The 26306-nt window shown below is 64.3% G+C and carries 25 protein-coding genes; 11 read left to right on the plus strand and 14 right to left on the minus strand.

Annotated elements, in window-relative coordinates; all coding sequences use genetic code 11:
* Positions 1 to 200 precede the first annotated feature (200 nt).
* The 4 genes from V4R08_RS14370 to V4R08_RS14385 are packed head-to-tail and all read left to right on the plus strand — an operon-like array spanning position 201 to position 2993.
* Entirely contained in the window at positions 201 to 806 is a 606-nt protein-coding gene (locus V4R08_RS14370) for a DUF1285 domain-containing protein (protein WP_335579977.1), read from the plus strand.
* Positions 803 to 1480, plus strand: coding sequence for a CoA pyrophosphatase (locus tag V4R08_RS14375; protein ID WP_442935669.1), 678 nt, complete (start codon positions 803 to 805; stop codon positions 1478 to 1480). Before V4R08_RS14370 ends, V4R08_RS14375 begins: the two co-directional genes overlap by 4 nt.
* Positions 1477 to 1740 (plus strand): DUF6111 family protein, encoded by a 264-nt coding sequence (locus tag V4R08_RS14380; RefSeq protein WP_335579978.1) that lies wholly within the window; start codon positions 1477 to 1479, stop codon positions 1738 to 1740. The genes V4R08_RS14375 and V4R08_RS14380 overlap by 4 nt, the downstream gene beginning before the upstream one ends.
* The gene (locus V4R08_RS14385; RefSeq protein ID WP_335579979.1) at positions 1737 to 2993 is read left to right on the plus strand and encodes a CCA tRNA nucleotidyltransferase; all 1257 of its coding nucleotides are present in this window, start codon (positions 1737 to 1739) and stop codon (positions 2991 to 2993) included. Before V4R08_RS14380 ends, V4R08_RS14385 begins: the two co-directional genes overlap by 4 nt.
* A gap of 7 nt (positions 2994 to 3000) precedes the next feature.
* Here the strand turns inward: V4R08_RS14385 and hemF are convergent, their stop codons facing one another.
* Positions 3001 to 3888, minus strand: a complete 888-nt coding sequence (hemF, locus tag V4R08_RS14390) for an oxygen-dependent coproporphyrinogen oxidase (protein ID WP_335579980.1) — start codon at positions 3886 to 3888, stop codon at positions 3001 to 3003.
* Between the two features lie 470 nt (positions 3889 to 4358).
* Here hemF and V4R08_RS14395 point away from each other — a divergent pair, with 470 nt between their 5' ends.
* A complete protein-coding gene (locus V4R08_RS14395) occupies positions 4359 to 4952 on the plus strand; it encodes a tetratricopeptide repeat protein (RefSeq protein ID WP_335579981.1) in 594 nt (197 codons plus the stop codon).
* On the opposite strand, the gene V4R08_RS14400 is transcribed toward V4R08_RS14395, so the two are convergent.
* From V4R08_RS14400 to V4R08_RS14410, 3 genes are read right to left on the minus strand one after another with little or no spacing between them, the layout of a single operon-like run.
* Complete coding sequence (locus tag V4R08_RS14400) at positions 4949 to 5314, minus strand: 6-carboxytetrahydropterin synthase (protein ID WP_335579982.1); 366 nt, start codon at positions 5312 to 5314, stop codon at positions 4949 to 4951. The two genes, V4R08_RS14395 and V4R08_RS14400, sit on opposite strands and share 4 nt — an antisense overlap.
* Before the next feature lie 42 nt (positions 5315 to 5356).
* Positions 5357 to 5989 (minus strand): 7-carboxy-7-deazaguanine synthase, encoded by a 633-nt coding sequence (gene queE / locus V4R08_RS14405; protein ID WP_335579983.1) that lies wholly within the window; start codon positions 5987 to 5989, stop codon positions 5357 to 5359.
* Positions 5986 to 6456: a tRNA (cytidine(34)-2'-O)-methyltransferase gene (locus V4R08_RS14410; RefSeq protein ID WP_335579984.1), complete on the minus strand. Its 471-nt coding sequence runs from the start codon at positions 6454 to 6456 to the stop codon at positions 5986 to 5988. The genes queE and V4R08_RS14410 overlap by 4 nt, the downstream gene beginning before the upstream one ends.
* Before the next feature lie 197 nt (positions 6457 to 6653).
* Between V4R08_RS14410 and petA the strand changes: the two genes are divergently transcribed.
* Both petA and V4R08_RS14420 read left to right on the plus strand, forming a co-directional pair.
* Complete coding sequence (gene petA, locus V4R08_RS14415; RefSeq protein WP_335579985.1) at positions 6654 to 7181, plus strand: ubiquinol-cytochrome c reductase iron-sulfur subunit; 528 nt, start codon at positions 6654 to 6656, stop codon at positions 7179 to 7181.
* Between the two features lie 63 nt (positions 7182 to 7244).
* Positions 7245 to 9311, plus strand: coding sequence for a cytochrome c1 (locus tag V4R08_RS14420; protein ID WP_335579986.1), 2067 nt, complete (start codon positions 7245 to 7247; stop codon positions 9309 to 9311).
* A gap of 76 nt (positions 9312 to 9387) precedes the next feature.
* Here V4R08_RS14420 and V4R08_RS14425 read toward each other — a convergent pair whose 3' ends face one another.
* Positions 9388 to 9885, minus strand: a complete 498-nt coding sequence (locus tag V4R08_RS14425) for a YbhB/YbcL family Raf kinase inhibitor-like protein (protein ID WP_335579987.1) — start codon at positions 9883 to 9885, stop codon at positions 9388 to 9390.
* Between the two features lie 286 nt (positions 9886 to 10171).
* On the opposite strand from V4R08_RS14425, the gene V4R08_RS14430 reads away from it, so the two are divergent.
* Both V4R08_RS14430 and V4R08_RS14435 read left to right on the plus strand, forming a co-directional pair.
* A complete protein-coding gene (locus V4R08_RS14430) occupies positions 10172 to 12334 on the plus strand; it encodes an anthranilate synthase component I (RefSeq protein WP_335579988.1) in 2163 nt (720 codons plus the stop codon).
* A 130-nt stretch (positions 12335 to 12464) separates the two neighbouring features.
* Complete coding sequence (locus tag V4R08_RS14435) at positions 12465 to 13004, plus strand: adenine phosphoribosyltransferase (protein ID WP_335579989.1); 540 nt, start codon at positions 12465 to 12467, stop codon at positions 13002 to 13004.
* A 41-nt stretch (positions 13005 to 13045) separates the two neighbouring features.
* Here the strand turns inward: V4R08_RS14435 and V4R08_RS14440 are convergent, their stop codons facing one another.
* From V4R08_RS14440 to V4R08_RS14455, 4 genes are all read right to left on the minus strand, one after another.
* Complete coding sequence (locus V4R08_RS14440; RefSeq protein WP_335579990.1) at positions 13046 to 13714, minus strand: hypothetical protein; 669 nt, start codon at positions 13712 to 13714, stop codon at positions 13046 to 13048.
* Between the two features lie 215 nt (positions 13715 to 13929).
* Positions 13930 to 14685, minus strand: a complete 756-nt coding sequence (locus V4R08_RS14445; protein ID WP_335579991.1) for a P-loop NTPase family protein — start codon at positions 14683 to 14685, stop codon at positions 13930 to 13932.
* A 202-nt stretch (positions 14686 to 14887) separates the two neighbouring features.
* Entirely contained in the window at positions 14888 to 16045 is a 1158-nt protein-coding gene (locus tag V4R08_RS14450; RefSeq protein ID WP_335579992.1) for a M48 family metallopeptidase, read from the minus strand.
* A gap of 175 nt (positions 16046 to 16220) precedes the next feature.
* Positions 16221 to 16781: a LemA family protein gene (locus tag V4R08_RS14455; protein WP_335579993.1), complete on the minus strand. Its 561-nt coding sequence runs from the start codon at positions 16779 to 16781 to the stop codon at positions 16221 to 16223.
* Between the two features lie 268 nt (positions 16782 to 17049).
* Between V4R08_RS14455 and V4R08_RS14460 the strand changes: the two genes are divergently transcribed.
* Positions 17050 to 17403, plus strand: coding sequence for a YbaN family protein (locus V4R08_RS14460; RefSeq protein ID WP_335580301.1), 354 nt, complete (start codon positions 17050 to 17052; stop codon positions 17401 to 17403).
* A gap of 19 nt (positions 17404 to 17422) precedes the next feature.
* Here the strand turns inward: V4R08_RS14460 and V4R08_RS14465 are convergent, their stop codons facing one another.
* The 4 genes from V4R08_RS14465 to V4R08_RS14480 all read right to left on the minus strand — a co-directional run bounded on the left by V4R08_RS14465 (position 17423) and on the right by V4R08_RS14480 (position 23844).
* On the minus strand, positions 17423 to 18493 hold the full coding sequence (locus tag V4R08_RS14465) for a small ribosomal subunit Rsm22 family protein (RefSeq protein WP_335579994.1): 1071 nt from the start codon (positions 18491 to 18493) through the stop codon (positions 17423 to 17425).
* A 147-nt stretch (positions 18494 to 18640) separates the two neighbouring features.
* The gene (gene smc / locus V4R08_RS14470; protein WP_335579995.1) at positions 18641 to 22147 is read right to left on the minus strand and encodes a chromosome segregation protein SMC; all 3507 of its coding nucleotides are present in this window, start codon (positions 22145 to 22147) and stop codon (positions 18641 to 18643) included.
* Between the two features lie 420 nt (positions 22148 to 22567).
* A complete protein-coding gene (locus V4R08_RS14475; protein WP_335579996.1) occupies positions 22568 to 23230 on the minus strand; it encodes a DsbA family protein in 663 nt (220 codons plus the stop codon).
* 134 nt (positions 23231 to 23364) lie between these two features.
* On the minus strand, positions 23365 to 23844 hold the full coding sequence (locus V4R08_RS14480; RefSeq protein ID WP_335579997.1) for a DUF721 domain-containing protein: 480 nt from the start codon (positions 23842 to 23844) through the stop codon (positions 23365 to 23367).
* 28 nt (positions 23845 to 23872) lie between these two features.
* Between V4R08_RS14480 and V4R08_RS14485 the strand changes: the two genes are divergently transcribed.
* Positions 23873 to 25087 (plus strand): A/G-specific adenine glycosylase, encoded by a 1215-nt coding sequence (locus V4R08_RS14485; protein ID WP_335579998.1) that lies wholly within the window; start codon positions 23873 to 23875, stop codon positions 25085 to 25087.
* A 401-nt stretch (positions 25088 to 25488) separates the two neighbouring features.
* Here the strand turns inward: V4R08_RS14485 and V4R08_RS14490 are convergent, their stop codons facing one another.
* Positions 25489 to 26175: a glutathione S-transferase family protein gene (locus V4R08_RS14490; RefSeq protein ID WP_335579999.1), complete on the minus strand. Its 687-nt coding sequence runs from the start codon at positions 26173 to 26175 to the stop codon at positions 25489 to 25491.
* Between the last annotated feature and the right edge of the window lie 131 nt (positions 26176 to 26306).

Below are 26306 nucleotides of genomic sequence, written 5' to 3' on the forward strand. Positions count from 1 at the left end.
GCCATTTGCGTCGTTACGCCTCTTAAGCATTACGCGAACGTCATGTATTCGTTGAATTAAACTATTGCCACAATACCGGCTTTTCGAGCTATGGCATCACGAAGTGGCGAGGTGCCGTGCCAGTTCCGGCGTCCGACCCGCAGCTACTGGGCTTGTGTCCGCCTTTGTGCCAGAACAGGCGACCAACCTCAGGGTAAACCATGGCGAAGCAAGGGCGATCCGAGAGCCGGACACTGGACGGGCTGACGACCGCCGCGCGTGATGCCGCCGGCTCGCCCGGCAAGGGTCTGCCGCCTGTGCATTTGTGGAATCCGCCGTTTTGCGGCGATCTGGACATGCGAATCGCCAGCGACGGCACCTGGTTTTACATGAGAACGCCGATCGGCCGGCCGGCGCTGGTGCGGCTGTTCTCCACGATCCTGAAGCGTGAGGACGGCAAACACTTTCTGGTGACGCCGGTGGAGAAGGTCGGCATTCGCGTCGATGACGCGCCGTTTCTGGCCGTCGAGATGATCGGGGATCGGGACGATAACGGCCGCCTGCTGCGGTTCCGCACCAATGTCGGCGATTGGGTTCCCTGCGATTTTGGGCATCGGTTGCGCTTCGAGCCCTCGGAGGGCGGTGGATTGAAGCCCTATCTGCACGTTCGGGCCGACCTCTGGGCCAAGGTGACGCGGGCGCTGTATTACGATCTTGTTGACATGGGCGAGCAACGAATGATCGATGGACGGATGATGTTTGGGATCGAATCGGGTGGCGAGTTTTTTGCGATGGCGGATGCGGAGCAGGTGAGGGACGCAGGTTGACCGGGCCTGTGGAGAAGACAGGCGCCGCGAACACCGATGCCGGTGCCGGGGATTTTTTCGACCGCGCGCGGGCGCGGCTGCGATTCGATATCCCCGCGGGGCTGACCGACGCCGGCACCGTTCCGCTGACCGGCGATCAGGACCGCGATTTCGTGCTCCAGGAGACCGCCCGGGAAGAGCCGATGCGGGCGGCGGCGGTACTGATCGCGGTGGTGGCGCACGACGAGCCGACCGTGTTGCTGACAAAGCGGTCGGCCCATGTCAGCGACCACGCCGGCGAGATCGCATTTCCCGGCGGCAAGATCGAGGCGACCGACACCTCGCCGGTCGACGCGGCGTTACGCGAGGCGTGGGAAGAAGTCGGGCTGCCCCGCGACTTCGTCGAGCCGATCGGGTATCTCGATCTCTACGGCACGAGTTTTGGCTACCGTGTCCTGCCCACGGTGGCGCGGGTGAGGCCGGGGTTCGACCTTCATATCAATGCGGGTGAAGTGGAAGAGGCATTCGAGGTGCCGCTGTCGTTTCTGATGAACCCGGACAACCACAAGCAGGGTTGGAAGCTGGCCCGCGGCAGGATGCGCTCGTTCTACGAGATGCCGTTCGAGGAGCGTTATATCTGGGGCGCGACCGCCGGGATCCTGCGCGTGCTGTACGAGCGAGTCTATCTCAAATGATACGTCCGGTTCTTATGGAGATCGGAATCTTCCTGATTCCGTTTGCGATCTATGCGGCGTTCCTTGTCGCTAACCGTGTGGACTTCATGATCGTCGCCTCGTGGCCGGTGCACATCGTCAAGAGGCTCACGCTCGCGGCGCTGCTGCTGGTCGTCGTCAGCTTCATCCTGCTGGCGCGGTTTTCGGGCGCGCCGCCGGATTCGACCTACATCCCGGCGCATGTCGAGAACGGTAAACTCGTGCCCGGAGTCGAGAGGTGAACACGGCCTGCTCGCTACACGAAGCGGGCTGGCTGAAATCGGGGCCTGCGGTGCGCGTTCTCGCGCTGCTCGGTGGAAACGGCGAGGAGGCGCGCGTCGTCGGCGGCGCGGTGCGCAACGCCTTGATGGGGCTACCGGTCGGCGAGATCGACTTCGCGACCACGGCGCTGCCCGAGGAGGTCATCCGCCGCGCGGCCGCCGCCCGCATCAAGAGCATTCCGACCGGGATCGAGCACGGCACCGTCACGCTGGTCGTCGAGGGCCGGCCGTTCGAGATCACGACGCTGCGCGAGGACGTCGAGACGTTCGGCCGCAAGGCCAGGGTCGCGTTCGGCCGCGACTGGGCGCGCGATGCCGAGCGCCGCGATTTCACCATCAACGGCCTGTCGGTCGGCAGCGATGGCACGGTGCACGACCATGTCGGCGGGCTCGACGATATCGCGGCAAGGCGCGTGCGCTTCATCGGCGATCCGGACCGGCGCATCGCCGAGGATTACCTGCGTATTCTCCGCTTCTTCCGCATCCATGCCGCCTATGGCGCGGGCGAACCCGACCGGGCCGGCTATCTCGCCTGCATCCGTGGCCGCGCCGGGCTTGCCACGCTGTCGGCCGAACGATTGCGGGCGGAGATGCTGAAACTGGTGGTTGCGGAGGGCGCGGTGGAGGCGCTGGTCGCGATGGAGGATGGCGGCCTGCTGCTGGCCATTCTCGGCGGCGTCGCCTATCGCGGGCCGCTCGCGGCGATGATCGTCGCCGAGCATGCGCTGGGGCTCGCACCGGATCCGATCCGCCGTCTCGCGGCGCTTGCGGTGTCGGTCACCGAAGACGCGCGGCGGGTCGCGCAGCGATTGCGGCTCTCCAATGCCGAGGCCAAGCAACTGGATTCGATGGGCCACCGCTGGTGGCGGCTCGGCAGCATGGACGAGGCCACCGCGCGGCGGCGGCTGTACCGGCTTGGCGCGCCGCGCTTCCGCGACCGGCTGATGCAGGCCTGGGCGCGGGCGGGCCTCGGCGCCGATCCGGCGCTGTGGCTAAACGTCGCAACCCTGCCGCAGCGCTGGCAGCCGCCGGCGTTTCCGTTGAAGGCGGAGGACTTCGTCGGCCGCGGAATAGCGGCAGGTCCAGCGCTCGGACACGTTCTGACGATCGCGGAAGATGCCTGGCTCGCGGCGGATTTCCCGCTCGATTCCGCGCAGCTTTCGGCGATTGCGGATCAGACCGTCGCGCGTTTCACGCGCGATCACCGGTTGTGAGCGTGATCTAGGGCCACTTCACCTCGGGCGGCATCGAGGACAGGATCGACTCGACGTTGCCGCCGGTCTTCAGCCCGAAGATGGTGCCGCGGTCGTAGAGCAGATTGAATTCGGCGTAGCGTCCGCGCCGGATCAACTGCTCCTCGCGATCGGCCGCGGTCCACGGCGTGTGGAAGTTGCGGCGCACCAGTTCGGGGTAAACCTTGAGCAGCGCCCGTCCGACATCCTGCGTGAAGGCGAGGTCGGCGTCCCAGTCGCCGCTGTCATGCCAGTCGTAGAAGATGCCGCCGATGCCGCGCGCCTCGTTGCGATGCGGTAGATGGAAATACTCGTCGCACCAGGTCTTGTATTTGTCATAGTCCGCGATGGCGGCATGGGCATCGCAGGCGGACTTCATCGCCGCGTGAAAGGCGACGCTGTCGGCATCCTCCTGGGTGCGTCGCCGCATAAGAACCGGCGTCAGGTCGCCGCCGCCGCCGAACCAGGCCTTCGTCGTCACCACGAAGCGGGTGTTCATGTGAACCGCGGGAATATGCGGATTGCGCATGTGGGCGATCAGCGAGATTCCCGACGCCCAGAATTTGGGATCGGCCTCGGCTCCCGGAATCTGCGCGCGAAACTCCGGCGCGAATTCGCCATGCACGGTCGAGCAGTGCACACCGACCTTCTCGAACAGCCGCCCGTGCATCATCGACATGACGCCGCCGCCGCCCGGTTCGCCGGTGTGGTCGGTGCGCTCCCACGGCGTGCGGACGAAACGCCCCGCGCTGCCGCCGTAGAGCGAGGCGGGCGCGTCGTCTTCCAGCTTTTCAAAAGCCGCGCAGATATCGTCGCGCAGGTGCTCGAACCATGCGCGGGCGCGGATTTTGCGATCGTCGCACTGGGCTGCCTCCATCGAGGTCTCCTTCATGGGATGAAACCGGCTGGAGCGCTTACCGTTCTGATGGAATCAGAACGGGCGCTCTAAGTTATTGAGTGATCGCATTTCCTTACGGTTTACGGTGAACCGGTGTCCACTTCACCGAAAAATGCTCAACTGGTCCCATTCTAACATTCGCATCCGGTTTCAGCGCGCCTTCTTGCGAATGCTGGAATCGAAGGACCAGTAGCAAATATAAGTTGCTTGTGGAGTTTTGAACTTGACATTAGCGTCCGGGACGTGCGGCTAGATGGATCGCAAATGTCAAATTCGCTCCACTAGAGCATTTCCCGGTGAAGTGGACACCGGTTCACCGTATGGAAATGCGGCCATTCGATAGCTTGGAGCGCTTACCGTTCTGATTCCATCAGAACGGTAAGCGCTCTAAGGCATACCGGTGTCCGCTTTTTTGCTAAACTCATCCGTGCGTCAGGAGTGCACCGTTCATGGCTGTGTCCGATATCATGCTTGCGGCGAAGCTAAACGATCAGGCCGAACTCTTAAAAGAAAAGGGGCGCTACGCCGAGGCCGAGCCGCTCTACAAGCAGGCACTGGCGATCGTCGAGAAGGCGCGCGGGCCCCATCACCCCTCTGTCGCGCTGGCACTGACCGATCTGGCCGAACTGTACAGCGCCCAGGGTCGCTACGCCGATGCCGAGCCGCTCTATAAACGGTCGCTGTCGGCCTGGAAAAGCGCCCTCGGGCTCGATCACCCCGAGGTCGTGCAATCGCTGAACGGTCTGGCCTCCCTGTACAGGGCCCAGGGTCGCTACGCCGATGCCGAGCCGCTCTACAAGCGAGCACACGCGATCTTCCACAAGGTGCTCGGCCCCGATCATCCCTCTGTCGCGTCGGCGCTGAGCAATCTGGCCTCAGTCTACAAAGAAGAGGGCCGCTACGCCGATGCCCAGCCGCTCTACGAGCGGGCACTGACGATCCGGGAGAACGTGCTCGGCCCCGATCACCCCGATGTCGCGCAATCGCGGAGCAATCTGGCCGACCTGTACAGCGCCCAGAAAGAGAATCCCTCTAGTTCCTAGGTCCGCGTGCCGAAATAGGTGCAGCTTTCGCCACAACTGTCGCGATGCACGCTGACATGGGTCACTTGTCCTGCGCGCTGGACATGGTCCCAGATGAAACGCGCCAGATTCTCCAGCGTCGGCTGGCCGAGTCCTTCGACGTCGTTGAGGAACTTATGATCGAGCTTGTTCCGGACCTCGCTCATGCCGCGTTCGAGCAGGCCGAGATCGAGCACCATGCCGGTCGCGGGATCGGGCGTGCCGCGGACGCTCACCTCGGCGCGGAAAGAATGGCCGTGGATCTCCATGCTAGCGGTCCCAAATGTCGTTCCAGGCAGCGAATGCGCAGCCTCGAAGCGGAACGATTTCGTCAACTCCCACATCGCTGAAATCTGCCTCTATCTCATCCAAGTTCGCGGCTTCATCTACCTGATCCCCAGCGTCTTGTGCGTTTGCAGGCTGAGCCGCCACTGCGGATGCCGCAGGCAATAGTCGACGGCGCGCGCAGTGTTGTCGGCCGCATCCGGCCCGTCCATCGGCTGCAACGAAAACCGCTCGAAGGCGAGGTCCATGAAGTCCTCGGGCCGGGCGTCCGCCTGCGGATAGACCAGCTTGAGTTCGTGACCCTTGGTGACGCGCATATCGGCGCCGGCCTTCGGACTGACGCACAGCCAGTCGATGCCGTCGGGCGGCGCGATGGTGCCGTTGGTCTCGATGCCGATCTCGAAGCCGCGGGCGTGCAGCGCGTCGACGAGTGCCTTGTCCACTTGCAACAGCGGCTCGCCTCCCGTCAACACTGTGTAGCGATGGGGAGCCGATCCGGTCCATTGCGCGGCGACGGTGTCGGCCAGGGCGTCCGCGGTGGCGTAGCGCCCGCCCAGCGTCCCGTCCACGCCGACAAAATCGGTGTCGCAGAATCGGCAGGTGGCCGTGGCGCGGTCTTCCTCGCGGCCGCTCCACAGGTTGCAGCCCGCGAAGCGACAGAATACCGCAGCCCGGCCGGCATGGGCGCCTTCGCCCTGCAACGTCAGAAAAATCTCTTTGACCGCGTAGCTCACGAAATCCTTTCCGGGACGGCCGGCCCTGTCTGCCGCAAAGCCTCGCCCACCGCGATTGCGGCCGCCATGGCGACGTTCAGCGAGCGCAAGCCTGGCTTTATCGGTATCACCAGACGTGCATCGGCGGCGTCCGCGACGGCGTCCGGGACACCGGCGCTTTCACGCCCGAACAGAAGAATATCGGCATCGGCATAGCGATGGTCCAGATAGGGCCGGGCGCCTCTGGTCGTGAACAGGACCAGCCGGCCGCCGTCTCCGGCGCGCCATTGCTGGAATTTTGGCCAGGAATCGTGGCGAACGATGGCGACCTGATCGAGGTAGTCCATGCCCGCGCGGCGGAAATGGCGATCCGAGACCGGAAATCCGGCCGGCTCGATGATATGGGCCTCGACATCGAGGCAGGCACACAGGCGGAGAATTGTCCCGGTGTTCTGCGGGATGTCGGGTTGAAAAAGCGCAATCCGCATTGGCTCACGGCTCTCATGAAATGGCTTCGCGGCTGCCGGCAGATTTTGTGCACTGCACGAGTGAGCGAGTGAGACCGATAGCGCACTTGCGCTCATCCGGCGAGGGTGCCAATAGAACGGCCGCTCGCAAGATGCATCCCTGGAGTGGTTACACTAATAGCAACAAGACCGGCAGCGGATAAGAAGGGGTTGGAATCGTGACGACATCGTCTTCGGCAGGACAAAGCCGCCGTGATTTCCTTTTCGTAGCAACCGGTGCGGTCGCCGCCGTCGGTGCAGCTGCCGTGGCGTGGCCGCTAGTGGCCCAGATGAATCCGGATGCGTCCACGATCGCCGCCGGCGCGCCCATCGAGGTCGATCTTGCTCCGGTCGCCGAAGGACAGGACATCAAGGTGTTCTGGCGCGGCAAGCCGATCTTCATCAGCCACCGCACCAAGAAGCAGATCGAGGACGCCCGTAACGTTAATGTCGCAAGCCTGCCCGATCCGGCGAGCGACCAGTCGCGCGTCAAGGAAGGTCATGACCAGTGGCTCGTCGTGATCGGCATCTGCACCCACCTGGGCTGCATCCCGATCGCCCATGAGGGCGCCTATGACGGCTTCTTCTGTCCCTGCCACGGCTCGGTGTACGATACCTCCGGCCGGATCCGCCAGGGGCCGGCGCCGCTCAATCTTGCCGTCCCGCCTTACGCCTTCGTCTCCGACAGCAAGATCAAGATCGGATAAGACCGAAAAGACTCGCCCCGAACGCGTCGTTTCATTCCTCAGGATCGCATTCAGGATCGCATCATGAGCGGACCATCCAGCTTCCAGCCGCGAAATCCCGTCATCAAATGGATCGAGCGGCGCTTGCCGATCTTCGGCCTCGTCCATTCCTCGTTCGTCGCCTATCCGACGCCGCGCAACCTGAACTACTGGTGGACGTTCGGCGGCATCCTCTCGTTCATGCTCGCCGTGCAGATCGTGACCGGCATTATCCTGGCGATGCACTACACGCCGGAAGCGACCATGGCCTTCAATTCGGTCGAAGCCATCGTCCGCGACGTCGACTACGGCTGGCTGTTGCGTTACCTCCATTCGAACGGCGCCTCGATGTTCTTCATCGCCGTTTATATCCACATGCTTCGAGGCCTGTATTACGGTTCCTACAAGGAGCCGCGCGAGGTCCTGTGGATTCTCGGCGTCATCATCTACCTGTTGATGATGGCGACAGGCTTCATGGGCTACGTGCTGCCGTGGGGGCAGATGAGCTTCTGGGGCGCGACCGTCATCACCAACCTGTTCTCCGCCATTCCCTATTTCGGCGAGAGCATCGTGACCCTGCTGTGGGGCGGCTATTCGGTCGGCAATCCGACGCTCAATCGCTTCTTCTCGCTGCACTACCTGCTGCCGTTCGTGATCGCGGGCGTGGTTGTGCTGCACGTCTGGGCGTTGCATGTCGCCGGTCAGAACAATCCGGCCGGCGTCGAGCCCAAGACCGCGAAGGATACGGTGCCGTTCACGCCTTACGCGACCACCAAGGATGCATTCGGCCTGTCCTGCTTCATCCTGTTCTATTGCTGGTTCGTCTTCTACATCCCGAATTATCTCGGCGATCCCGACAACTACATCCCGGCCAACCCGGGCGTGACGCCCGCGCATATTGTGCCGGAATGGTACTACTTGCCGTTCTACGCGATCCTGCGCTCGATCCCGAACAAGCTCGCGGGTGTGGTGGCGATGTTCAGCGCCATCCTGGTCCTGGCATTCCTGCCCTGGCTCGATTCCGCCAAGACCCGCTCGGTGCGTTATCGTCCGCTCGCCAAGCAGTTCTTCTGGATCTTCGTCGCGGTTTGTCTCGGCCTCGGCTATCTGGGCGCGCAGCCGCCGGAAGGCATCTATGTGATCGTCGGGCGCATCCTGACGGTGTGCTACTTCGCCTATTTCCTGATCGTGCTGCCGACCCTGAGCCGCATCGAGAAGCCTCGCACTGTTCCCAATTCGATCGCCGATGACGTGCTGGGGAAGAAACGCTATGTGGCCTCGGCCCTGGCGGTGCTCGCGGCCGTCGGGTTGCTGGTGCTGGATGGCGGCTCGACGGCGCGGGCGGCGGGCGGGCATGGCCCGCCGGCTCCGCCCTCGCTGAGCTGGTCCTTCGCGGGCCCGTTCGGAAAATTCGATCAGGGCCAGTTGCAGCGCGGCTACAAGGTCTACAAGGAAGTCTGTTCGGCCTGCCATTCGATGAATCTGCTGCACTATCGCAACCTGGCCGATCCCGGCGGTCCTGGGTTCTCGACCGCCCAGGCCGAGGCGCTGGCTTCCGAGATCCAGGTGAAGGACGGCCCTAACGACGCCGGCGATATGTTCGAGCGGCCGGGACGCCTCGCCGACAAGTTTCCCGCGCCGTTTCCAAACGAGAACGCCGCCCGCGCGGCCAACGGCGGCGCGGCTCCGCCCGATCTCTCCCTGATGGCCAAGGCGCGGGGCTACGAGCGCGGCTTTCCGCAGTTCATCTTCGATGCCTTCACCCAGTTCCAGGAAAAAGGCCCGAACTACATCTATGCGCTCCTGACCGGTTTCAAGGACGAGCCGCCGAAAGGGTTCACGCTGCCGGAGGGCTCGTTCTACAACCAGTACTACCCGGGCCATGCCATCAAGATGCCGAACCCGCTGTCGGACGACCAGGTGACCTATGACGACGGGACGCCGCAGAAGGTCGATCAATATGCGAAGGACGTGTCTGCCTTCCTGATGTGGGCCGCCGAGCCGAAGCTGGAGGAGCGCAAGCGGATCGGTCTGCAGGTCATGATTTTCATGCTCGTGTTTGCCGGGCTGCTCTACTTCACCAAGAAGGCGGTCTGGGCCGACGCACATTGAATTTGTGTGGGACGCGATGAGTCAAAACGGCTCTCTTGCGGGAGCCGTTTTTCGTTTCGGGAACGCAGGCCCGCCGTCAGCGCTTGAACAGGCCCATCACCGCCGATTTCGCCAGCGTGTTGAAATGAAGCTGGAACCCGACCACCGCCGCCGAGGTGTCGGCGTTGGCGTTGATGTTGCCGCCGACGGCGTGCACGGTAAAGAAATAACGGTGCGGGTGATCGCCCTCGGGCGGGCAGGGGCCGCCGTAGCAGGCGGAGCCGAAATCGGTGCGGGTCTGCAGCGCCCCCCTCGGAAGCTTGCCGCTGTTGGGATTGCCGGCGTCGAGCGCAAGCTCCGTCACTGAGGGCGGGATATTGATGACGACCCAGTGCCAGAAGCCGCTGCCGGTCGGCGCATCCGGATCGTAGCAGGTCACGGCGAAGCTCCTGGTGCCCGCCGGCGCTCCGCTCCAGCGCAGGTGCGGCGACCGGTTGCCGCCCGCGCAGCCGTGACCGAAATCCGCCGACAGGATATGATCCTTGGCGAGATAGTCGCCGTCCTCGAAACTGTCGCTCACGACCTTGAACGCCATGATGGTCTCCCGGTTTAGGGTGAACGGGAATCTAGCGCGGATCGTGGAGTGCGCAACCGCGATTGCGGTGGGCTACCCCAGCGCCCTTGACATCGCGCAATCAAGGTGGTGATTTCGCCGCCATGAACACCCTCGCTCGCCTGACCCGTCTCTGGTGGCCCACCTTCTGAAGGTGGCCGGTGCGATTTTGCTCCAATTTTGATCGTCAAAAGGCCGTCACGCAGAGCGACGGCCTGTTTCGTTTGTCCTGTGTGGCGCTCCCTCCGCAAGTCTCGTAAGAGGAACCATGAACAGGACCGTCTTTTCCCTTCCCGCGCAAAGCGAGTATGCGACCGCCGGTGGTCTCGCCGTCAGCCGGTCGATCGAGCATTTTACCGGCGGCAGCCGGCTCGACGATCTGATCGGCCTGCTCGACCGCCGCCGCGGCCTGGTGCTGTCGTCGGGCACGACGGTGCCGGGGCGTTATGAGAGTTTCGACCTCGGCTTTGCCGATCCGCCGCTCAAGATCGAAACCACGGGGCTGAATTTTGCCATCGAAGCCACCAATGCCCGTGGCGAGGTGCTGATCGCCTTCCTCGGCGATACCTTAAGCGAACCCTGTGCGGTCGTCACCGAAAAGACCGCGCGCCGGATCGCCGGCCACATCGTGCGCGGCGAAGCGCCGGTGGAGGAGGATCAGCGCACCCGGCGCGCGAGCGTGATGACGCTGGTGCGGGCGCTGGTGGCGGCGTTCGCCTCAGATGCCGATCCGATGCTCGGCCTCTACGGGGCGTTCGCCTACGATCTCGTGTTCCAGATGGAAGACCTGGTGCAAAAGCGCGCGCGCGAGGCCGACCAGCGCGACATCGTGCTGTTCGTCCCGGATCGCCTGCTCGCCTACGACCGTGCCACCGGCCGCGGTGTGACGCTGAATTTCGAGTTCGCCTTCGGCGGCCGGTCCACCGAAGGGTTGCCCACGGACACCGGTGATAGCGTCTACACCAAGACCGGACGGCAGGGTTTCACCGATCACGCCCCCGGGGAATATCAGGCCACGGTGGAAACGGCGCGTGCTGCGTTCGCGCGCGGCGACCTGTTCGAGGCGGTGCCCGGGCAGTTGTTCGCCGAGCCTTGCGAGCGCACGCCTGCCGAAGTGTTTCAGCGGCTGTGCCGGATCAACCCGTCGCCCTATGGCGGGCTGGTCAATCTCGGCGACGGCGAATTTCTGGTGTCGGCCTCGCCGGAAATGTTCGTGCGCAGCGACGGCCGCCGGATCGAGACCTGCCCGATTTCCGGCACCATCGCGCGCGGCGCCGACGCCATCGGCGACGCCGAGCAGATCCGCGAGCTGCTCAATTCGGAGAAGGACGAGTTCGAACTCAACATGTGCACCGACGTCGATCGCAACGACAAGGCGCGCATCTGTATGCCGGGAACGATTAAGGTGCTTGCCCGCCGCCAGATCGAGACCTACTCAAAGCTGTTTCATACTGTCGATCACGTCGAGGGCATCTTGCGGCCGGGCTTCGACGCGCTCGATGCGTTTCTCACCCACGCCTGGGCGGTGACGGTGACCGGTGCGCCGAAGAAGTGGGCGATCCAGTTCGTCGAAGACAACGAACGCTCGTCGCGGCGCTGGTACGCCGGCGCGTTCGGCGTCGTCGGCTTCGACGGCTCGATCAACACCGGTCTCACCATCCGCACCATCCGCATGAAGGACGGGCTGGCGGAGGTGCGCGTCGGCGCCACCTGTCTGTTCGACAGCAAGCCGGAGCTTGAGGATCGCGAGTGCCAGACCAAGGCGGCGGCGCTGTTCCAGGCTCTGCGCGGCGACGCGCCGAAGCCGCTCTCGGCGGTGGCGCCGGATGCGACCGGCTCCGGCAGGCGCGTGCTGCTGATCGATCACGACGACAGTTTCGTGCACATGCTGGCGGATTATTTCCGTCAGGTCGGCGCCAGCGTCACCGTGGTGCGTTACGTCCACGCCCAGGACATGCTCGACAAACAGAGCTACGATCTGCTGGTGCTGTCGCCCGGTCCCGGCCGGCCGGAGGATTTCGGCATGGCCAAAACCATTGGCACCGCGCTGGAGAAGAAACTGCCGGTGTTCGGCGTCTGCCTCGGCGTGCAGGCGATCGGCGAGTATTTCGGCGGGCGTCTCGGCCAGCTCGCTCAGCCGGCGCATGGCCGGCCGTCGCGCGTGCAGAATCGCGGCGGGCGGCTGATGCGCAATCTGCCCAACGAGATCGTGATCGGCCGCTATCATTCGCTGTATGTCGAGCGCGAGGGTTTGCCCGACGTGCTGGAGGTGACGGCGACCACCGACGACGGCGTGCCGATGGCGCTCGAACACAAGACGCTGCCGGTCGGCGGCGTGCAGTTTCACCCCGAATCGCTGATGTCGCTCGGCGGCGAGGTCGGCCTGCGGATCGTGGAGAATGCGTTCCGGCTGGGCGAGGGGGCACCCTAATCTCAGCCCGTCATTGCGAGGAGCGTAGCGACGAAGCAATCCAAGCTTCGCTCCTCTTGTTACTGGATTGCTTCGCTTCGCTCGCAATGACGACAGGGCGCAACGGTCACCTCCGATTGGGAAAAGTCATATGACCTTCGAAGACGATCTGCAGGCCTCGGTCCGCACCATTCCGGATTATCCGAAGCCGGGGGTCATGTTCCGCGACATCACCACGCTTCTGGGTGACGCGCGCGCGTTCCGCCGCGCGGTCGATCAGCTTGTGCATCCCTGGGCCGGCCTGAAGATCGACAAGGTCGCCGGCATCGAGGCGCGCGGCTTCATCCTCGGCGGTGCAGTGGCGCACCAGCTCTCCGCCGGATTCGTGCCGATCCGCAAGAAGGGCAAGCTGCCGCATCAGACCGTGCGGATGGCCTATGCGCTCGAATACGGCACCGATGAAATGGAAATGCATGTCGACGCCATCGCCGAGGGCCAGCGCGTCATTCTGGTCGACGACCTGATCGCCACCGGCGGCACGGCCGAGGGCGCGGTGAAACTGCTGCGCCAGATCGGCGCCGATGTCGTTGCTGCTTGCTTCATCATTGATCTGCCGGACCTCGGCGGCGCCGCCAAGCTGCACGCGATGGATGTCCCGGTGCGGACGCTGATGGCGTTCGGGGGGCATTGAATTCTTCACCCTCCCGGGGAGGGTGAAGGCGATGGACTCGCTCACCCCCGTTGTTGCGCCAGTTCCAGTTCGATCTCGCGAAAACTGGAGTAGTTGTTACGGGTCCACTGATGCAGTTCGGTGGACGTATCCTTCTCCGTTCGCAGATAGTCGGTGAAGGAGAAGGTCAGCCGGTCGATGTAACTCTTGAGAAACGCCGGAAGTGCTGCGATGTGCATCACCCGACTGTGCATGAAGGTCTCGGGCAGGTCTCCGCGCAGGACGAACTCGTTATCGACGGTAACGACCGCGCCGGGCGGCAGCGTTGCCCGCAGGGTCTCATAGCCGCGCGCGGAAACGCGGTCGCTGTCGGCCATGAACAGGATAACCGGCGCCACGCCACGCCGGGCGGCTTCCTTGATGAAGCCGATTTCCTCGATCATCCTGAAGAATTCATCGAAGGCGTGGTAGCCGAGGTCGATCACCTTGGCGAGGTCGTCATCGACGATCAGCTGGTCCATCAGCGCCATCTTGCCGAAGGTGTCGTCGATCTCCGCGGTCTCGGTGAGGCGCGGCAGGTAGTCGACCAGCGAGGGTTCCTTCAGGTTGACGTCGAACGCAAGGACATCGCCCCGCTGCAAGCGCAGATACTCGCTGAGCTGCCGCGCGATCAGTGTCTTGCCGACCTGCGGACGTGGCGAACAGATGATGTAGACAGGCGTGCGGGGCATACGGAGCGATACATCAACGAGCGAGCGCCAGCGGTGTCGATACAATACCATAGTCATTGCGGGGCGTAGCCGCTCGAAGAACGGCGTCGCTTCGTTCGTCTATGACCAGGCTATCCATCATTGAAGGGGGATGGATGCGCGGGTCAAGCCCGCGCATGACGCAACAGTTGGAGGACGCGTGCGGTCAGATCGAAACCAGCTGCGTTAAGCTACTTTTAGCCGCCCGAGGTGCGGGAGTTGCCCTTCTTCGAGGCGACGATGTCGGTGAGCTTGATGCGGTCGAACTCGCGCCAGACATTGGCGAGCCAGTGGCGGACATAGCCGCGCAGGACGAACGAGTAGTTCGCGGACTCGTTCTTCGGTCCCTTGTTGGCCACGAACTTGAGGAACGGCACCGACGATACCTCGACCTGCTCGTAGGCCATCTCGTTGAGCTTCGGAATGGTGATCTCGGTCGCATCCTTGATCTTGTGGAAGTAGGAGTTGTAGGTCGCCTGGTCCCACTCGAAGAAGCTCGTGTTGTTGATGAAATTCTTCACCAGGAAATATTTCGCGCCGGACATGAAGTTCGCGGTCTCCGCGATCTCGTCCAGCGAGGCGATCGAGGGGCCGAGGATGTGGAACACCGCGAAGGTGATCTGCCCGGCCTTCGCCGCATCGAGGAATCCGATGTCGCGAAGCGAACCCAGCGCCGGGGACAGCATTCCGGCGCGGACGTCGATCACGGTGACGCTGGCTTTGGCCGTGTTCAGCGTGTCGAAGATCTTCATCTGGTCCGCGGTCGTCGTCATGTCGACGATCTCGGTGATATCAGGGTGAAAGCGCCTCAGCGTACCGCGCGGCGATTCGGTATCGAAGGCACGGGTGGGCACGTTATTGGCGTTGAAATAGTCGAGCACGGTGCGCGAAACCGTGGTCTTGCCGACCCCGCCCTTGTCCGCACCGACCACAATCACTGCTGGCTTCGCCATGAGACCCCCAAGCTGAAATCCGCAACCCGCGCATTGTCGCGCGGCCGGAATGTCCCCCAATGTGTGCTTGGGGCGCGACCATGGCAGAAACGAGGGAGAATTCAATTCGATATGTTAAATCCGGTAAAATTCGTTAAGGCGTGACGAAATCGCGGGCGCTTATGCACTGCGCAAGCAGGAACCGACTTCGAAACGGCAAAAATCAGGAGTGATTGCCCCAAGGGCCGCGAGCGGGCGGCGTCGCGCTGGGCGGCGGCGTGGGCTCGCTCCACGGCCCAGGCGGGAATTCCTGTCCGCCGGGCAGCTTTGGATCGGTCGCGGCGCGCTCGGGCTGGTTGTGCGGCCGCATCGGGCCGGGATCGTGGCCGCCGGCATATGTCACCAGCGCGCGCACTCGCGTCTCGATCGATGGATGGGTGGCGAACAGGTCGGAGAAGCCTTCGCGCGGGTTGTCGACGCACATTTCCATCACGGCCGAGGTCGCGCCCGGAAGCTCGCCGCGGTTCTCGATTTTGCGCAGCGCCGAGATCATGGCATCCGGATCCTTGGTCAACTCGACCGAGCCGGCATCGGCCATCAGTTCGCGCGAGCGCGACAATGCCATCCGCACCATCTGCGACAAAAGCCAGGCCAACGCGATCAGGGCGGCTGCGAGAATCACGGCGATAATGGCGCCCCCTCCGCCGCCTTTGCTGTTGCCGCCGGAGGAGGAAGAGCGGGACGAACGCCAGCCTCCGCCGCCGACCCGCGTGCCGCTGTTGAAGAAGATGCGGAAGAACAGTTCGGCGACGAAGCCAACTACGCCGGCGATGACGACGGCGACCACCATCAACTGCACGTCGCCGTTGCGGATGTGGGTCAGCTCGTGGCCGAGCACCGCTTCCATTTCCCGATCATTGAGCGCCTTCATCAGGCCGGTGGTGACGGTGATGGCGTATTGGCGGCGGTTCAGGCCGGTGGCGAAGGCGTTGACTGCGTCGGTGTCCACCACCTTCAGCTTCGGCATCGGGATGCCGCGCGAGATGCAGAGGTTTTCCAGCAGGTTGTAGAGCCGCGGCTGGTCCTTGCGGCTGACATCATGGCCGCCGGTGACCGCGTCGATCATCCACTGATGGAAGAAATAGGCGATGACGATCCACAGCGCGGAACCCGCCGTGGCGAAGGGAAAGGCGACGATCAGGTCGTGCCAGGCCTGGCTGAGATAGAACGCCGCGGTGCGGCCGGTGTCGAACTGCAAGACCTCGGCGATCAGCGCGCCGGCGAACACCATCACGTAAATCAGGACGAACAGCCCGGCGAGCAAAAACATCGAACGGATCCTGTTCGATGCGATGTGGGTGTAGAGACCGTAGGCTGCCATCAGGTTAGTCCTCGAACGTCGGCGTGGACATATCCTCGGTCGTCATGCCGGGATGCGCCTCTTGGCGCGGGCCTCAGATGCGCAATTGCACATCGGGGAATCCATACTCTCTGCGGTGATTACGGATTCCTGGCTCGCGCTTCGCGCGCCCCGGACCGACAGGGTGGTCCTGCCCTCAGAACTTCACCTGCGGCGTCTGCTCCACCGCGGTGCGGCTGGCGCCGAGGTCGAAGAACTCCTTGCGGGTGAAACCGAACGTCCCGGCGAACAGCGCCGCCGGCATCTGCTGGATGGCGGTATTGTATTCCTGGACCGCGTTGTTGAAGAAGCGGCGGCTGGCGGCGATCTTGTTCTCGAGGTCGGACAGTTCGCCGGCGAGCTGCTGGAAGTTGGCGTTGGCCTTGAGGTCCGGATAGGCCTCCGACAACGCGATCAGGCGGCCAAGCGCGCCGCTCAACTGGTTCTCGGCGGCGCCGACCTGCGCCGGGCCCTGCGCTGACAGCGCGGCGTTGCGGGCCTTGACGACATCGTCCAGCGTCCCGCGCTCGTGCGCTGCATAGCCTTTCACGGTTTCGACGAGGTTCGGGATCAGGTCGTGACGCTGCTTGAGCTGCACGTCGATGTCGGCGAAGGCCTGGCCGACGCGCTGGCTGAGTGCGACCAGCCGGTTATAAGCGAGGAGCGCGAACACAGCGAGAACGACGATGGCGCCGAGAACAATCCAGCCGGTCGACATGAGAAGGGCTCCTGAATAAGACGAGGCGAGGACGGCTACCGTAGACGATATTCCGCGCAAACGGCAGGTTCCGCCGGGAGGCGGCACCTTTTGGTCTGGAAAAACCTTAGAAAAGTTCAAGTTGTCCGGTATTTTGTTCTGTGTGAAGGATGATTTGCAGGATTTGGATGTGACGGATCAGGACGGCGAGCGCATGATCGTGGACGAGCAGTCTTTCGGCGCGGGGGTGGCCGGCGCCGTGGGTCCGCGTGCCGCCACGCCGCGGATGATGCGCGGTGTCTTTCTGGTGCTGGGTATCGGGCTCGTCGCACTCGGCTTCATCGGCGCGTTCCTGCCGGTGCTGCCGACGACGCCATTCCTGATCCTGGCCGCCGCCTGTTTCGCGCGTTCCTCGCCCCGGCTGGAAAACTGGCTGTTGCAGCATCCGCGTTTCGGCTCGCTGCTGCGCGGCTGGCGCGAGCGCGGCGCGATTCCCGTTAAGGCCAAGCTGATGGCACTGGGCGGCACGGCTATCGGTTTTGCGGGTTTCTGGTTCGGCAGCCATCCGGGACCGTGGCTCACGGCGGCAGTGGCGCTGCTGATGCTGACCGGGCTGACTTACGTCTTTACGCGGCCGTCATAGCCGACGGGAATAACGGGAATCACGTCTCGGCCAGGTTGACGGTGTCGCCCCAACTGATCCGGCGTACGCGGGCATAGGCGGCCTTGTCGCGACGGGAAAATGTCGTGAGGCCGGCGCGCCCGTCCGGTTGGCATAGCTTGACGCGCATCCCCGCCTTGGTGACCAGCGGCGGCGCCAGCACCCGCGCCGGATGTTGCCGGGCGGGCGTTCGGGCCAGCGCGACATAGCTGAATTTCTCATCCTCGAAAGGAAGCTCCGCGCCCTTGATGTACTTGTGCGCGCGCGATCGCGGCAGTCGCTGCACGAAATGGCACCAGTCCGGCGCGGCTTTTTGTTTTGACGCGTTTTCTTCACGCGAAGCGGTATCCATCCTCGGGTCACGCCCGAGGACATGCTTCGCTGAAAACGTTACGAGCGGACATTCTTCGTTGTGCGGGCAGGGCGCAATGACATACGCGCCTTGGGCAACCAGCCGGCGGCGTAGGTCGAGGATGCGTTGATAGCCCGCGGGCGTACCGGGTTCGACGACCAGCAGCATGTCGCGGCTGGCCGCCCACATGAGATCGGCGAGTGCAGCCTGCCGGTCGGCATTCATTTCGCCGATGACATAGCTCGCGACGACGAGATCGGCGCTCGCGGCCGCATCGCGGAGCCCGCCTGATGCTTCGCTTTGCGCATAGCGGAGGTCGTGTAGCCGCGCCTGATCGGCGGCGAGGTCGAGCGCAAGCGTCCGCAGCGCCGGATTGGCGTCGATCGCGGTGAATTCGCAGAGAGAATCGAACGCCTGCGCCGTCGCCCATGTCGCGGTGCCGGGTCCGGCGCCGACATCGAGCAGGCTGTCCGGCGCGAAGTCCGGGCGTATCTCGCGGAGCGCATTGAGGCAGGCGACGACGGCCGCATAGGTCGCGGGCATCCGCGCCAGCGCATAGGCAAGTGCGTCGGATTCGCTCCGGATCGCTCCCGAGCCGCCGCCGCCGCGATAAGTTTGCGAGATCGCCGCCGCGCGAACCGCGGCATCGTTGCGGGAGAGGCCTTCAGCCTTCCGCTGCAATGCGACCTTCAATTCGGCAGGGAGATCGGGAGCGATCATGAACCAGTGTCGTCCCCGCGAACGCGGGGACCCATAACCCCAGACTGAATTCAGCGTACCAAGATTGCAACGAGCAGGAAACAGCGCGCTGCAGCAGCAATTCGCGCCGCGACGTATGGATCCCCGCGTTCGCGGGGGCGACAAGTCTCACGCCACGTTCTGGTCGAGAATCTTCACCGCGTCTTCGAGATCGACCGACACCAGTTGCGAGACGCCGCGCTCGGCCATGGTGACGCCGAACAGCCGGTTCATCCGCGCCATCGTGATCGGATTGTGGGTGATGATGATGAAGCGCGTCTCGGTGGACGATGTCATCTCGTGCAGGAGATTGCAGAAGCGTTCGACGTTGTGGTCGTCGAGCGGCGCGTCGACTTCGTCCAGCACGCAGATCGGCGACGGGTTGGTGAGGAACACCGCGAAGATCAGCGCCAGCGCGGTCAGCGCCTGCTCGCCGCCCGAGAGCAGCGACAGCGTCTGCGGCTTCTTGCCTGGCGGTTTGGCGATGATCTCAAGCCCGGCTTCGAGCGGATCGTCGCTCTCGATCAGGTGCAGCGCCGCTTCGCCGCCGCCGAACAGTTCGGTGAACAGCCGCTTGAAGTGGGTATTGACGGTCTCGAACGAGGTCAGAAGCCGCTCACGCGCCTCGCGGTTGAGGCTCTGGATGCCGGTGCGCAGCTTCTTGATGGCTTCGACGAGGTCGTCGCGCTCGGTGGCGAGCGAGGTGTGCTGGGTCTCGACCTCGCGCAGTTCCTCCTCGGCGCGCAGGTTAACGGCGCCCAATCGCTCGCGGTCGCGGCGCAGCTTTTCGAGATCGGCTTCGATCCCCAGTAGCGGCGGCAGTTCGACGCCGGGCTGAATCTCGGCCAGCGAGGCGACCGCGTCGGGCTCGACCTCGAGCATGTCGCGGATTTCCCGTTCGGTATCCTCGAGACGGCGCTTGCTGCCGTCCATGCGTTCCTCGGCGCGTGCGGTGGCTTCGCGCGCGCTCGACAGCGCCTCAAGCGAGATTTTCGCAGCGCGATCGGTTTCCGCCATCACGGCTTCGGCTGATGCGAGCGCGTCGGCCGCGTCGCGGCGATCCTTCTCGGCGTGCTCGATCTCGCTGATGACGGCGCTGCGCTTTTCCGCGAACAGAGCCGGCGCGTTGTCGAGGTCGGCGCGCTCGGCTTTCACCTCGGTGACGCGCGCTTCGATGGTAGCGATCTGCGAGGCCGCGCTCCGGCTGCGGGCCTGCCATTCGTTGCGTTCGGCCGATATTGCCTGCAGACGGCGATCCGCGAGTTCAGCTTCGCGCGCCAGCGCCTGGGCTTCGGCGCGAACCTGCGCGGCGAGGCGGCGATGGCCGTCGATCTCGGCCCGCACCTCGCCGAGCTTCGTCTCGGTGCCGAGGCTCGGCGGTAACGCGCCAAGAGCCGCCGTCGCGGCCTCATGGGCGGCGGCGGCCTCAAGGCGGTCGTTGGTCAGGCGGCTGTGCGCTTCGGTCAACGCCGAGCGGCGCGCCGCGTGGCGGTTGATCTCGCGCTCGGCGCTCGCATGATGTTCGCGCGCGGCATCGACTTCGCGCTGCGCCGCGCGCCAGGCATTGCGCGCCTCGCTCTCGGCTGACGCGGCGGCGCTGACGACCTGACCGGCGGCGGCGACGGCCTGCTGGGCCGTTTCCAGCACCTGCCGCCGCTCAGCGACGTCGGTGCGCGCGCGCTCGATCTCGCTCTCGATATCGGCCAGCCGTGCGCGCTCGGCAAGACGCCGCGCCGCGCCGGTCGGCGCGTGGGCCGCGGTCACAAAGCCGTCCCAGCGCCAGACATCGCCTTCGAGCGACACCAGCCGCTGACCGGTCTTCAGATGCGCAACCAGCTCCGCGCCACGCTCTTTGGCGACAACGCCGATCTGCGCCAGCCGCCGCGCCAGTTCCGGCGGCGCCTGCACGTGGGTCGCAAGCGATTCGACGCCCTCGGGCAGCGCCGGATCGTCCGTCGTGACCGCCGCGCCGGTCCAGCGCATCGGCGCGGACGGATCCACCGGCGCATCGAGGTCGTCGCCGAGCACCGCGCCGAGCGCCTTCTCGTACCCCTTGCCGACGCTGATGCCGTCGATGATCGGCGGCCACAGGTTCTTGCTTTCGCCGTTGAGAATCTTGGCGATGGTCTTGGCTTCGGTCTCGAGCCGCTGGGCGCGCTTGTCGGCATCCTGTAGCGGGCCGCGCGCCGCTTCGACGCCGGAGCGCGCCATGTCGAGCCGGCTGCGTGCGGCGGCATGTTCGGCCTCGCGCTCGCGGCTCAGGCTTTCCGATTGCGCCAGCGCCTGCTGTGCGCCTTCGATCGCCGCAGTCAGTGCATCGAGATCGCCGAAACCGCTGGTCTGCTGCGCCAACGCTTCGCTCTCGCGCTGGACGCCCGCGATGTCCTGATCGATGCGCGCGAGACGGTCGCGATGGGTCCGCACGTTGGCTTCAAGCTGGTTGCGCCTGGCGGTGAGGTCGGCCAGCACGCGGGTCAGCTCCGCGAATGTGGCCTCTGTCGCGGCCAAAGTCGTTTCCGCCTGCGTGCAGCGCTCCTCGACGCCGCTGCGTGTCTCCACGCGCGACTTGATCTCGTCCTTCAGCTCGACGTCCTCGGTGTCGAGACGCCGCAAGGCGTCGTCGGCATCGGATGATTGCCGCTGCTCGCGCTCAATGTCGGAGGTAAATTGCATCAGCCGGCCATCAAGCTCGGCGGCGCGCTCCCTGGCGCGCTCCTCCTCGCGGTCGAGCGCTTCCCGCGCGCTGGTGAGGCGCTGCAGACCGGCGGCGGCGCGGGCTTCCGCCTCGCGCAGCGACGGCAATTCGGAGGCGCGCTCCGCCTGGAGACGAGCGGCTTCGGCCTGCTCGCGGGTGCGTTCGGCCAGTTCGCGAACATTGAGGTCGTGGATCCTGGCGGCTTCCGTTACCTCTGTCTGAGCGTCCAGCCAGCGCAGGTGGAACAGCATGGCCTCGGCCTTGCGGACTTTCGCCGCGACGTCGCGATAACGGATCGCTTGCCGCGCCTGCTTCTTGAGACCCTCCATCTGGCCTGCGAGCTGGCCGATCACATCCTCGACGCGGGTGAGATTGGTTTCGGCGGCCTTCAGCCGCAGCTCGGCCTCGTGACGGCGCGCGTGCAGGCCGGCGACCCCGGCGGCGTCTTCCAGAACGCGGCGGCGCTGCTCGGGTTTCGCCTGGATGATTTCGCCGATCTTGCCCTGGTGCACCAGCGCCGGCGAGCGTGCGCCGGTGGCGGCGTCGGCGAACAGGATCTGCACGTCCCGCGCACGAACGTCACGGCCGTTGATGCGATAAACCGAGCCGGCCTCGCGCTCGATGCGGCGCGAAATCTCCAGCGTCTCGGAATCGTTGACGGCCGACGGCGCGGTGCGATCGGAATTGTCGATCGACATCACCACTTCGGCGTGGTTGCGCGCCGGACGGTTGCCGGAGCCTGCAAAGATCACCGCTTCCATATCGGCGGCGCGCAGCGACTTGTACGAAGTCTCGCCCATCGCCCAGCGCAGCGCCTCGACCAGATTGGATTTGCCGCAGCCGTTCGGCCCGACCACGCCGGTGAGGCCGGGCTCGATCACGAAATCCGTGGGTTCGACGAACGACTTGAAACCGTGAAGGCGAAGGCGCGTGAGTTTCATGGCCACTCTGCTGTACTGGCAAGACGCGAATCAGCCCACGGTTACAATACCATACGCAGTATTGCCGGCAGCTCCCGAGTCGCGCATCTCGCGAGGTTCGACAATGGCGAGGGCGGCGCATCAGGGCAACCGCGCAAACGGGCTTTTCCAGAGGCTTTTGCAGGAGTTATGCGGGAACTCGCGCCGCGCTGTTTGAAAATTGAGTCAGAGCTGGTCAGGGTGCCAACCAAAACTGTTAGCGTCGTCCCCGCGAAGGCGGGACCCATACACCGTGTCCTCGCTATAGAAGCACAGAAGCGACAACGATCTGACATGCGGTAAGCCGCTTCGTTGTACCACAGTCGTCATGGGTTATGGGTCCGCCGCCCCGGTGCGCAATTGCGCACGAGGCGGGGACGACGGCAGGGAGCGTTTCGTTCGTCAGCTTTTCAACAAGGGATCGATCTTCTTTTTGAATTCCTCGAATGATATCTCGCCCTTCACCATCTCGCCGTTGATGAAGAACGTCGGCGTCGAGTTCACCTTCAAAACCTCGTTGGCATACTTCTGGTCGGCTGCGATCTTGTCGAGCAGGGCCTGATCCTTCAGGCAGGTTTCGACCTCCGGTCCGCTGAAGCCGGCCTGCTTGCCGATCAGTTTCAGCGATTCCGTGGTCTTCGACCCGGTCCATTCATCCTGCGACTTGAACAGCGCGTTGATGATGGCGAAATATTTCCCCGCGTCGTCCTTGGCGATGCAGCGAGCCAGCATCGAGCCGGCGGCGGCTTTGATATCGAGCGGGAACTCGCGGAACACGTAGCGGATCTTGTTGGTGTCGATATAGGCCGCCTTGATTTTCGGGAACACGTCTTCCGCAAAGCGCGCGCAGTGCGGGCATGTCATCGAGGCGTATTCGGTGATGGTGACGGCGGCGTCCTTGGGACCGAGCGCCATGTCCGGCAGCGAGACCGGTTTGGCAACCTCCGCGGCGGTGGCGTTCTGGGCCATGGCCTCGCCGATCAGGTGCCAGGGCGAAAGAGCTGCGAAGGCGGCGAGCCCGGTGAGCGAGAGGGCGGCGTTAAAGGCGCGGCGCGTGATGATCAAGGGTCTGCTCCCGAAACGGCGCAAGCGCGCCTGAAAACACATTTGTTCGCTAGCTTTAAACCAGAATTTGTTCGCTAGCTTGAAACGACAATTGTGGCAATGGCGCGCCGTCGGCGGCCAGCGCCACCGCAGCGTCAATTTCGCTTGATCGAGGCGCCGAGCCTGGCCAGGGCGGTGCGCAGATCGTCGTCCTCGATCGATGACAGCGTTCCCGCGATGCTGGCAACATCCGTCTCGTCCGGCGACGGGGCGGCTTTTCGCGAGGCCTTGCGCGACAAGGGCGCTTGCCGCAAGGCCAGCCGGCCGACCGCGTTCCAGCCGAAGAAGCGGTTGACCCGTTGCAGGATGACATCGGAGGTGTGTTGGATCTCCAGCGCCACCGGGCCTTCGACCCGCAGCACCAGCGTCGCCGGTTCCCGCGGCTGCCCGTCGACGGGGCGAGGCCACTGGATTTTCATCGGTTCGGAATGCGCGGCGATCTCGGGTCCTGCGATCTCTGCCCAGCGCGTCACCAGTTCGCGCGACGCAAATCCCTGCCGCGCATAGGCGTCGGAGAAGACATCGCCGAGCAGCGTGGAGAGCGGCTTGGCCGAGATCGGGCCGGGCTTGGACATGCACTGACGCTTTGCAATAGATAAGGGCATGATCCTAGCAGGTGCGGCCAACAAGCGAAAGAAACCAGCCGCTGCCGCTCCGCGTTTGCCGGACAGGCCCGGACTCCTGCTTGCCTGGTACGATCGGCACCGCCGTCGCCTGCCGTGGCGTGCGCTGCCCGACGAGGTCGCCGATCCCTATCGGGTCTGGTTGTCCGAGATCATGTTGCAGCAGACCACCGTGAAGGCGGTCGGGCCTTATTTCGAAAAGTTCCTGGCGCGCTGGCCGGATGTCGACGCGATGGCGCGCGCGTCGCTCGACGATATCCTGCGGATGTGGGCCGGACTCGGCTACTATTCGCGCGCGCGCAATCTCCATGCCTGCGCGGTGGCGGTGCGGCGCGATCACGGCGGCACGTTTCCCGATACGGAAGACGGCTTGCGCGTGCTACCTGGGATCGGCGCTTATACGGCGGCGGCGATCGCTGCCATCGCCTTCGGCCGCCGCACCATGCCGGTCGACGGCAACATCGAGCGGGTGGTGTCGCGCCTGTTCGCGGTTGAGGAGCCGCTGCCGAAGGCGAAGCCGCGCATTCGGGAGCTTGCGGCGACGCTGCTCGGGCCCTCGCGATCGAGCGACGTGAAGACACGCGCCGGTCGCGACGACAAGAGCCGCGCTGGCGACGGCAAGAGCCGCGCTGGCGACGGCAAGAGCCGCGCTGGCGACGGCAAGAGCCGCGCTGGCGATTCCGCGCAGGCGCTGATGGATCTCGGCGCCACCATCTGCACGCCGCGGAAGCCGGCCTGCGTGCTGTGTCCGCTCGGCGACGAGTGTGCCGCGCGGCTACGCGGCGATCCGGAGACGTTTCCGCGCAAGGCGAAGAAGAAGGCAGGCGCGTTGCGGCGCGGCGCGGCCTTCGTGGTGACGCGCGGCGATCACCTGCTGGTCCGCACCCGCCCCGAAAAGGGTCTGCTCGGCGGCATGACGGAAGTGCCGACCTCGGTCTGGCTTGCCGCGCAGGATGATGCGACCGCGCTGAAGCAGGCGCCGTTACTTGGGAGCGCCTCGCGCTGGCGGCGCAAGGCCGGCACGGTCACGCACGTCTTCACGCATTTTCCGCTGGAGCTTACGGTCTATACCGCGAGCGCTGCCGCGCGTGCCCGCGCGCCCGAGGGTATGCGCTGGGTGCCGATCGCAACGCTGAAGGATGAAGCGTTGCCGAACCTGATGCGCAAGGTCATCGCGCACGGGTTGGGCGAGTGAAAGTTAATTCAACGTCGTCCTGGCCAAGTGAGCGCAGCGAACGCAGAGCCGGGACCCAGAACCCCTGACGTCAGTGAGGGCAGAAGGCGGCTACTGCATTTCCTCAAACGAAATGACACGGCGTATGGGTCCCGGCTCGCGCGCAAGAGCGCTTGGCCGGGATGACGGCTACCAGAGCCTTTTCGCTTCTGATGGAATCAGAAGCGAGGCTCTATGATTTTGATTTGACGCGTTTTCTTCACGCGAACCGGTATCCACTTCGCTCGAAAACGCTATAACCCGCGCTGGAAATCTGCGTTGGTTCCGGCAGCATTACCATCGGCGGCTTGGCGTTGAGAGCTTCGATCTGAAAGGCCCTCCGGCGTGCGCCGAAAGGCCTCGTTACCGTTGATGAAGGACGATCATGCCACCTTGGTCGTCATGTGACGGTAGAGGAAGCCCTTGGCTTCGTCGTCGTTCTCGGTCTTGAAGGTGAACTTGTCCTTCAGCGCGATCGCCCTCGCCGCGGCCGGCCGAACTGAGACCTCGTCGAGCAGCCGCTTGAAGTTGGGATATTTGGCAACGGCACTCTCGCCGATCACGCGCGGCGCCATGCGCGCCCAGCCCCAGAACGCCATATCGACGATCGTGTAGGTGTCGCCGACCATGTAGCGGCTGTTGGCGAGATGATCGTCGAGAACCTTGTAGTGACGATGCGCCTCAAATTGGTAGCGGTTGTGCGCGTACTCCATGCCTTTCGGTGCATAATCCTTGAAATGCACGGCCTGGCCGGAATACGGCCCGAGGCCGGTCGCGATGAACATCAGCCACGACAGCAGTTGCGCGCGATTGGCCGGCGTATTCGCCGGCATGAACTTGCCGGTCTTTTCGCCGAGGTAAAGAAGAATGGCATTGCTGTCGAACACGAACACGCCGTCGTCGTCGATCGCCGGCACCTTGCCGTTCGGATTCACTTTCAGGAATTCCGGCTTGAACTGGTCGCCCTTGCGGGTATCGACCGGCACGAGCTCGCAGGGCAGGCCGGCTTCTTCCAGGAACAGCGCGACCTTGTTCGGGTTCGGCGCGCCATTGAAGTAGAACGTGAGCATCAAAAGATTCCCTGTTTGTTCTTGGTATGAATTGGGACGCGGGCGGATGTCCGCGAAGGAGCATTCCATGCTCGGATTTTTCGATCAATGCAACCGACGAGTCGCTTGCACGGCTATGCGTTGTCAGCAGA

The organism is Nitrobacter sp. NHB1 (assembly GCF_036964665.1).
In the GTDB taxonomy this organism is placed as follows: Bacteria; Pseudomonadota; Alphaproteobacteria; order Rhizobiales; family Xanthobacteraceae; genus Nitrobacter.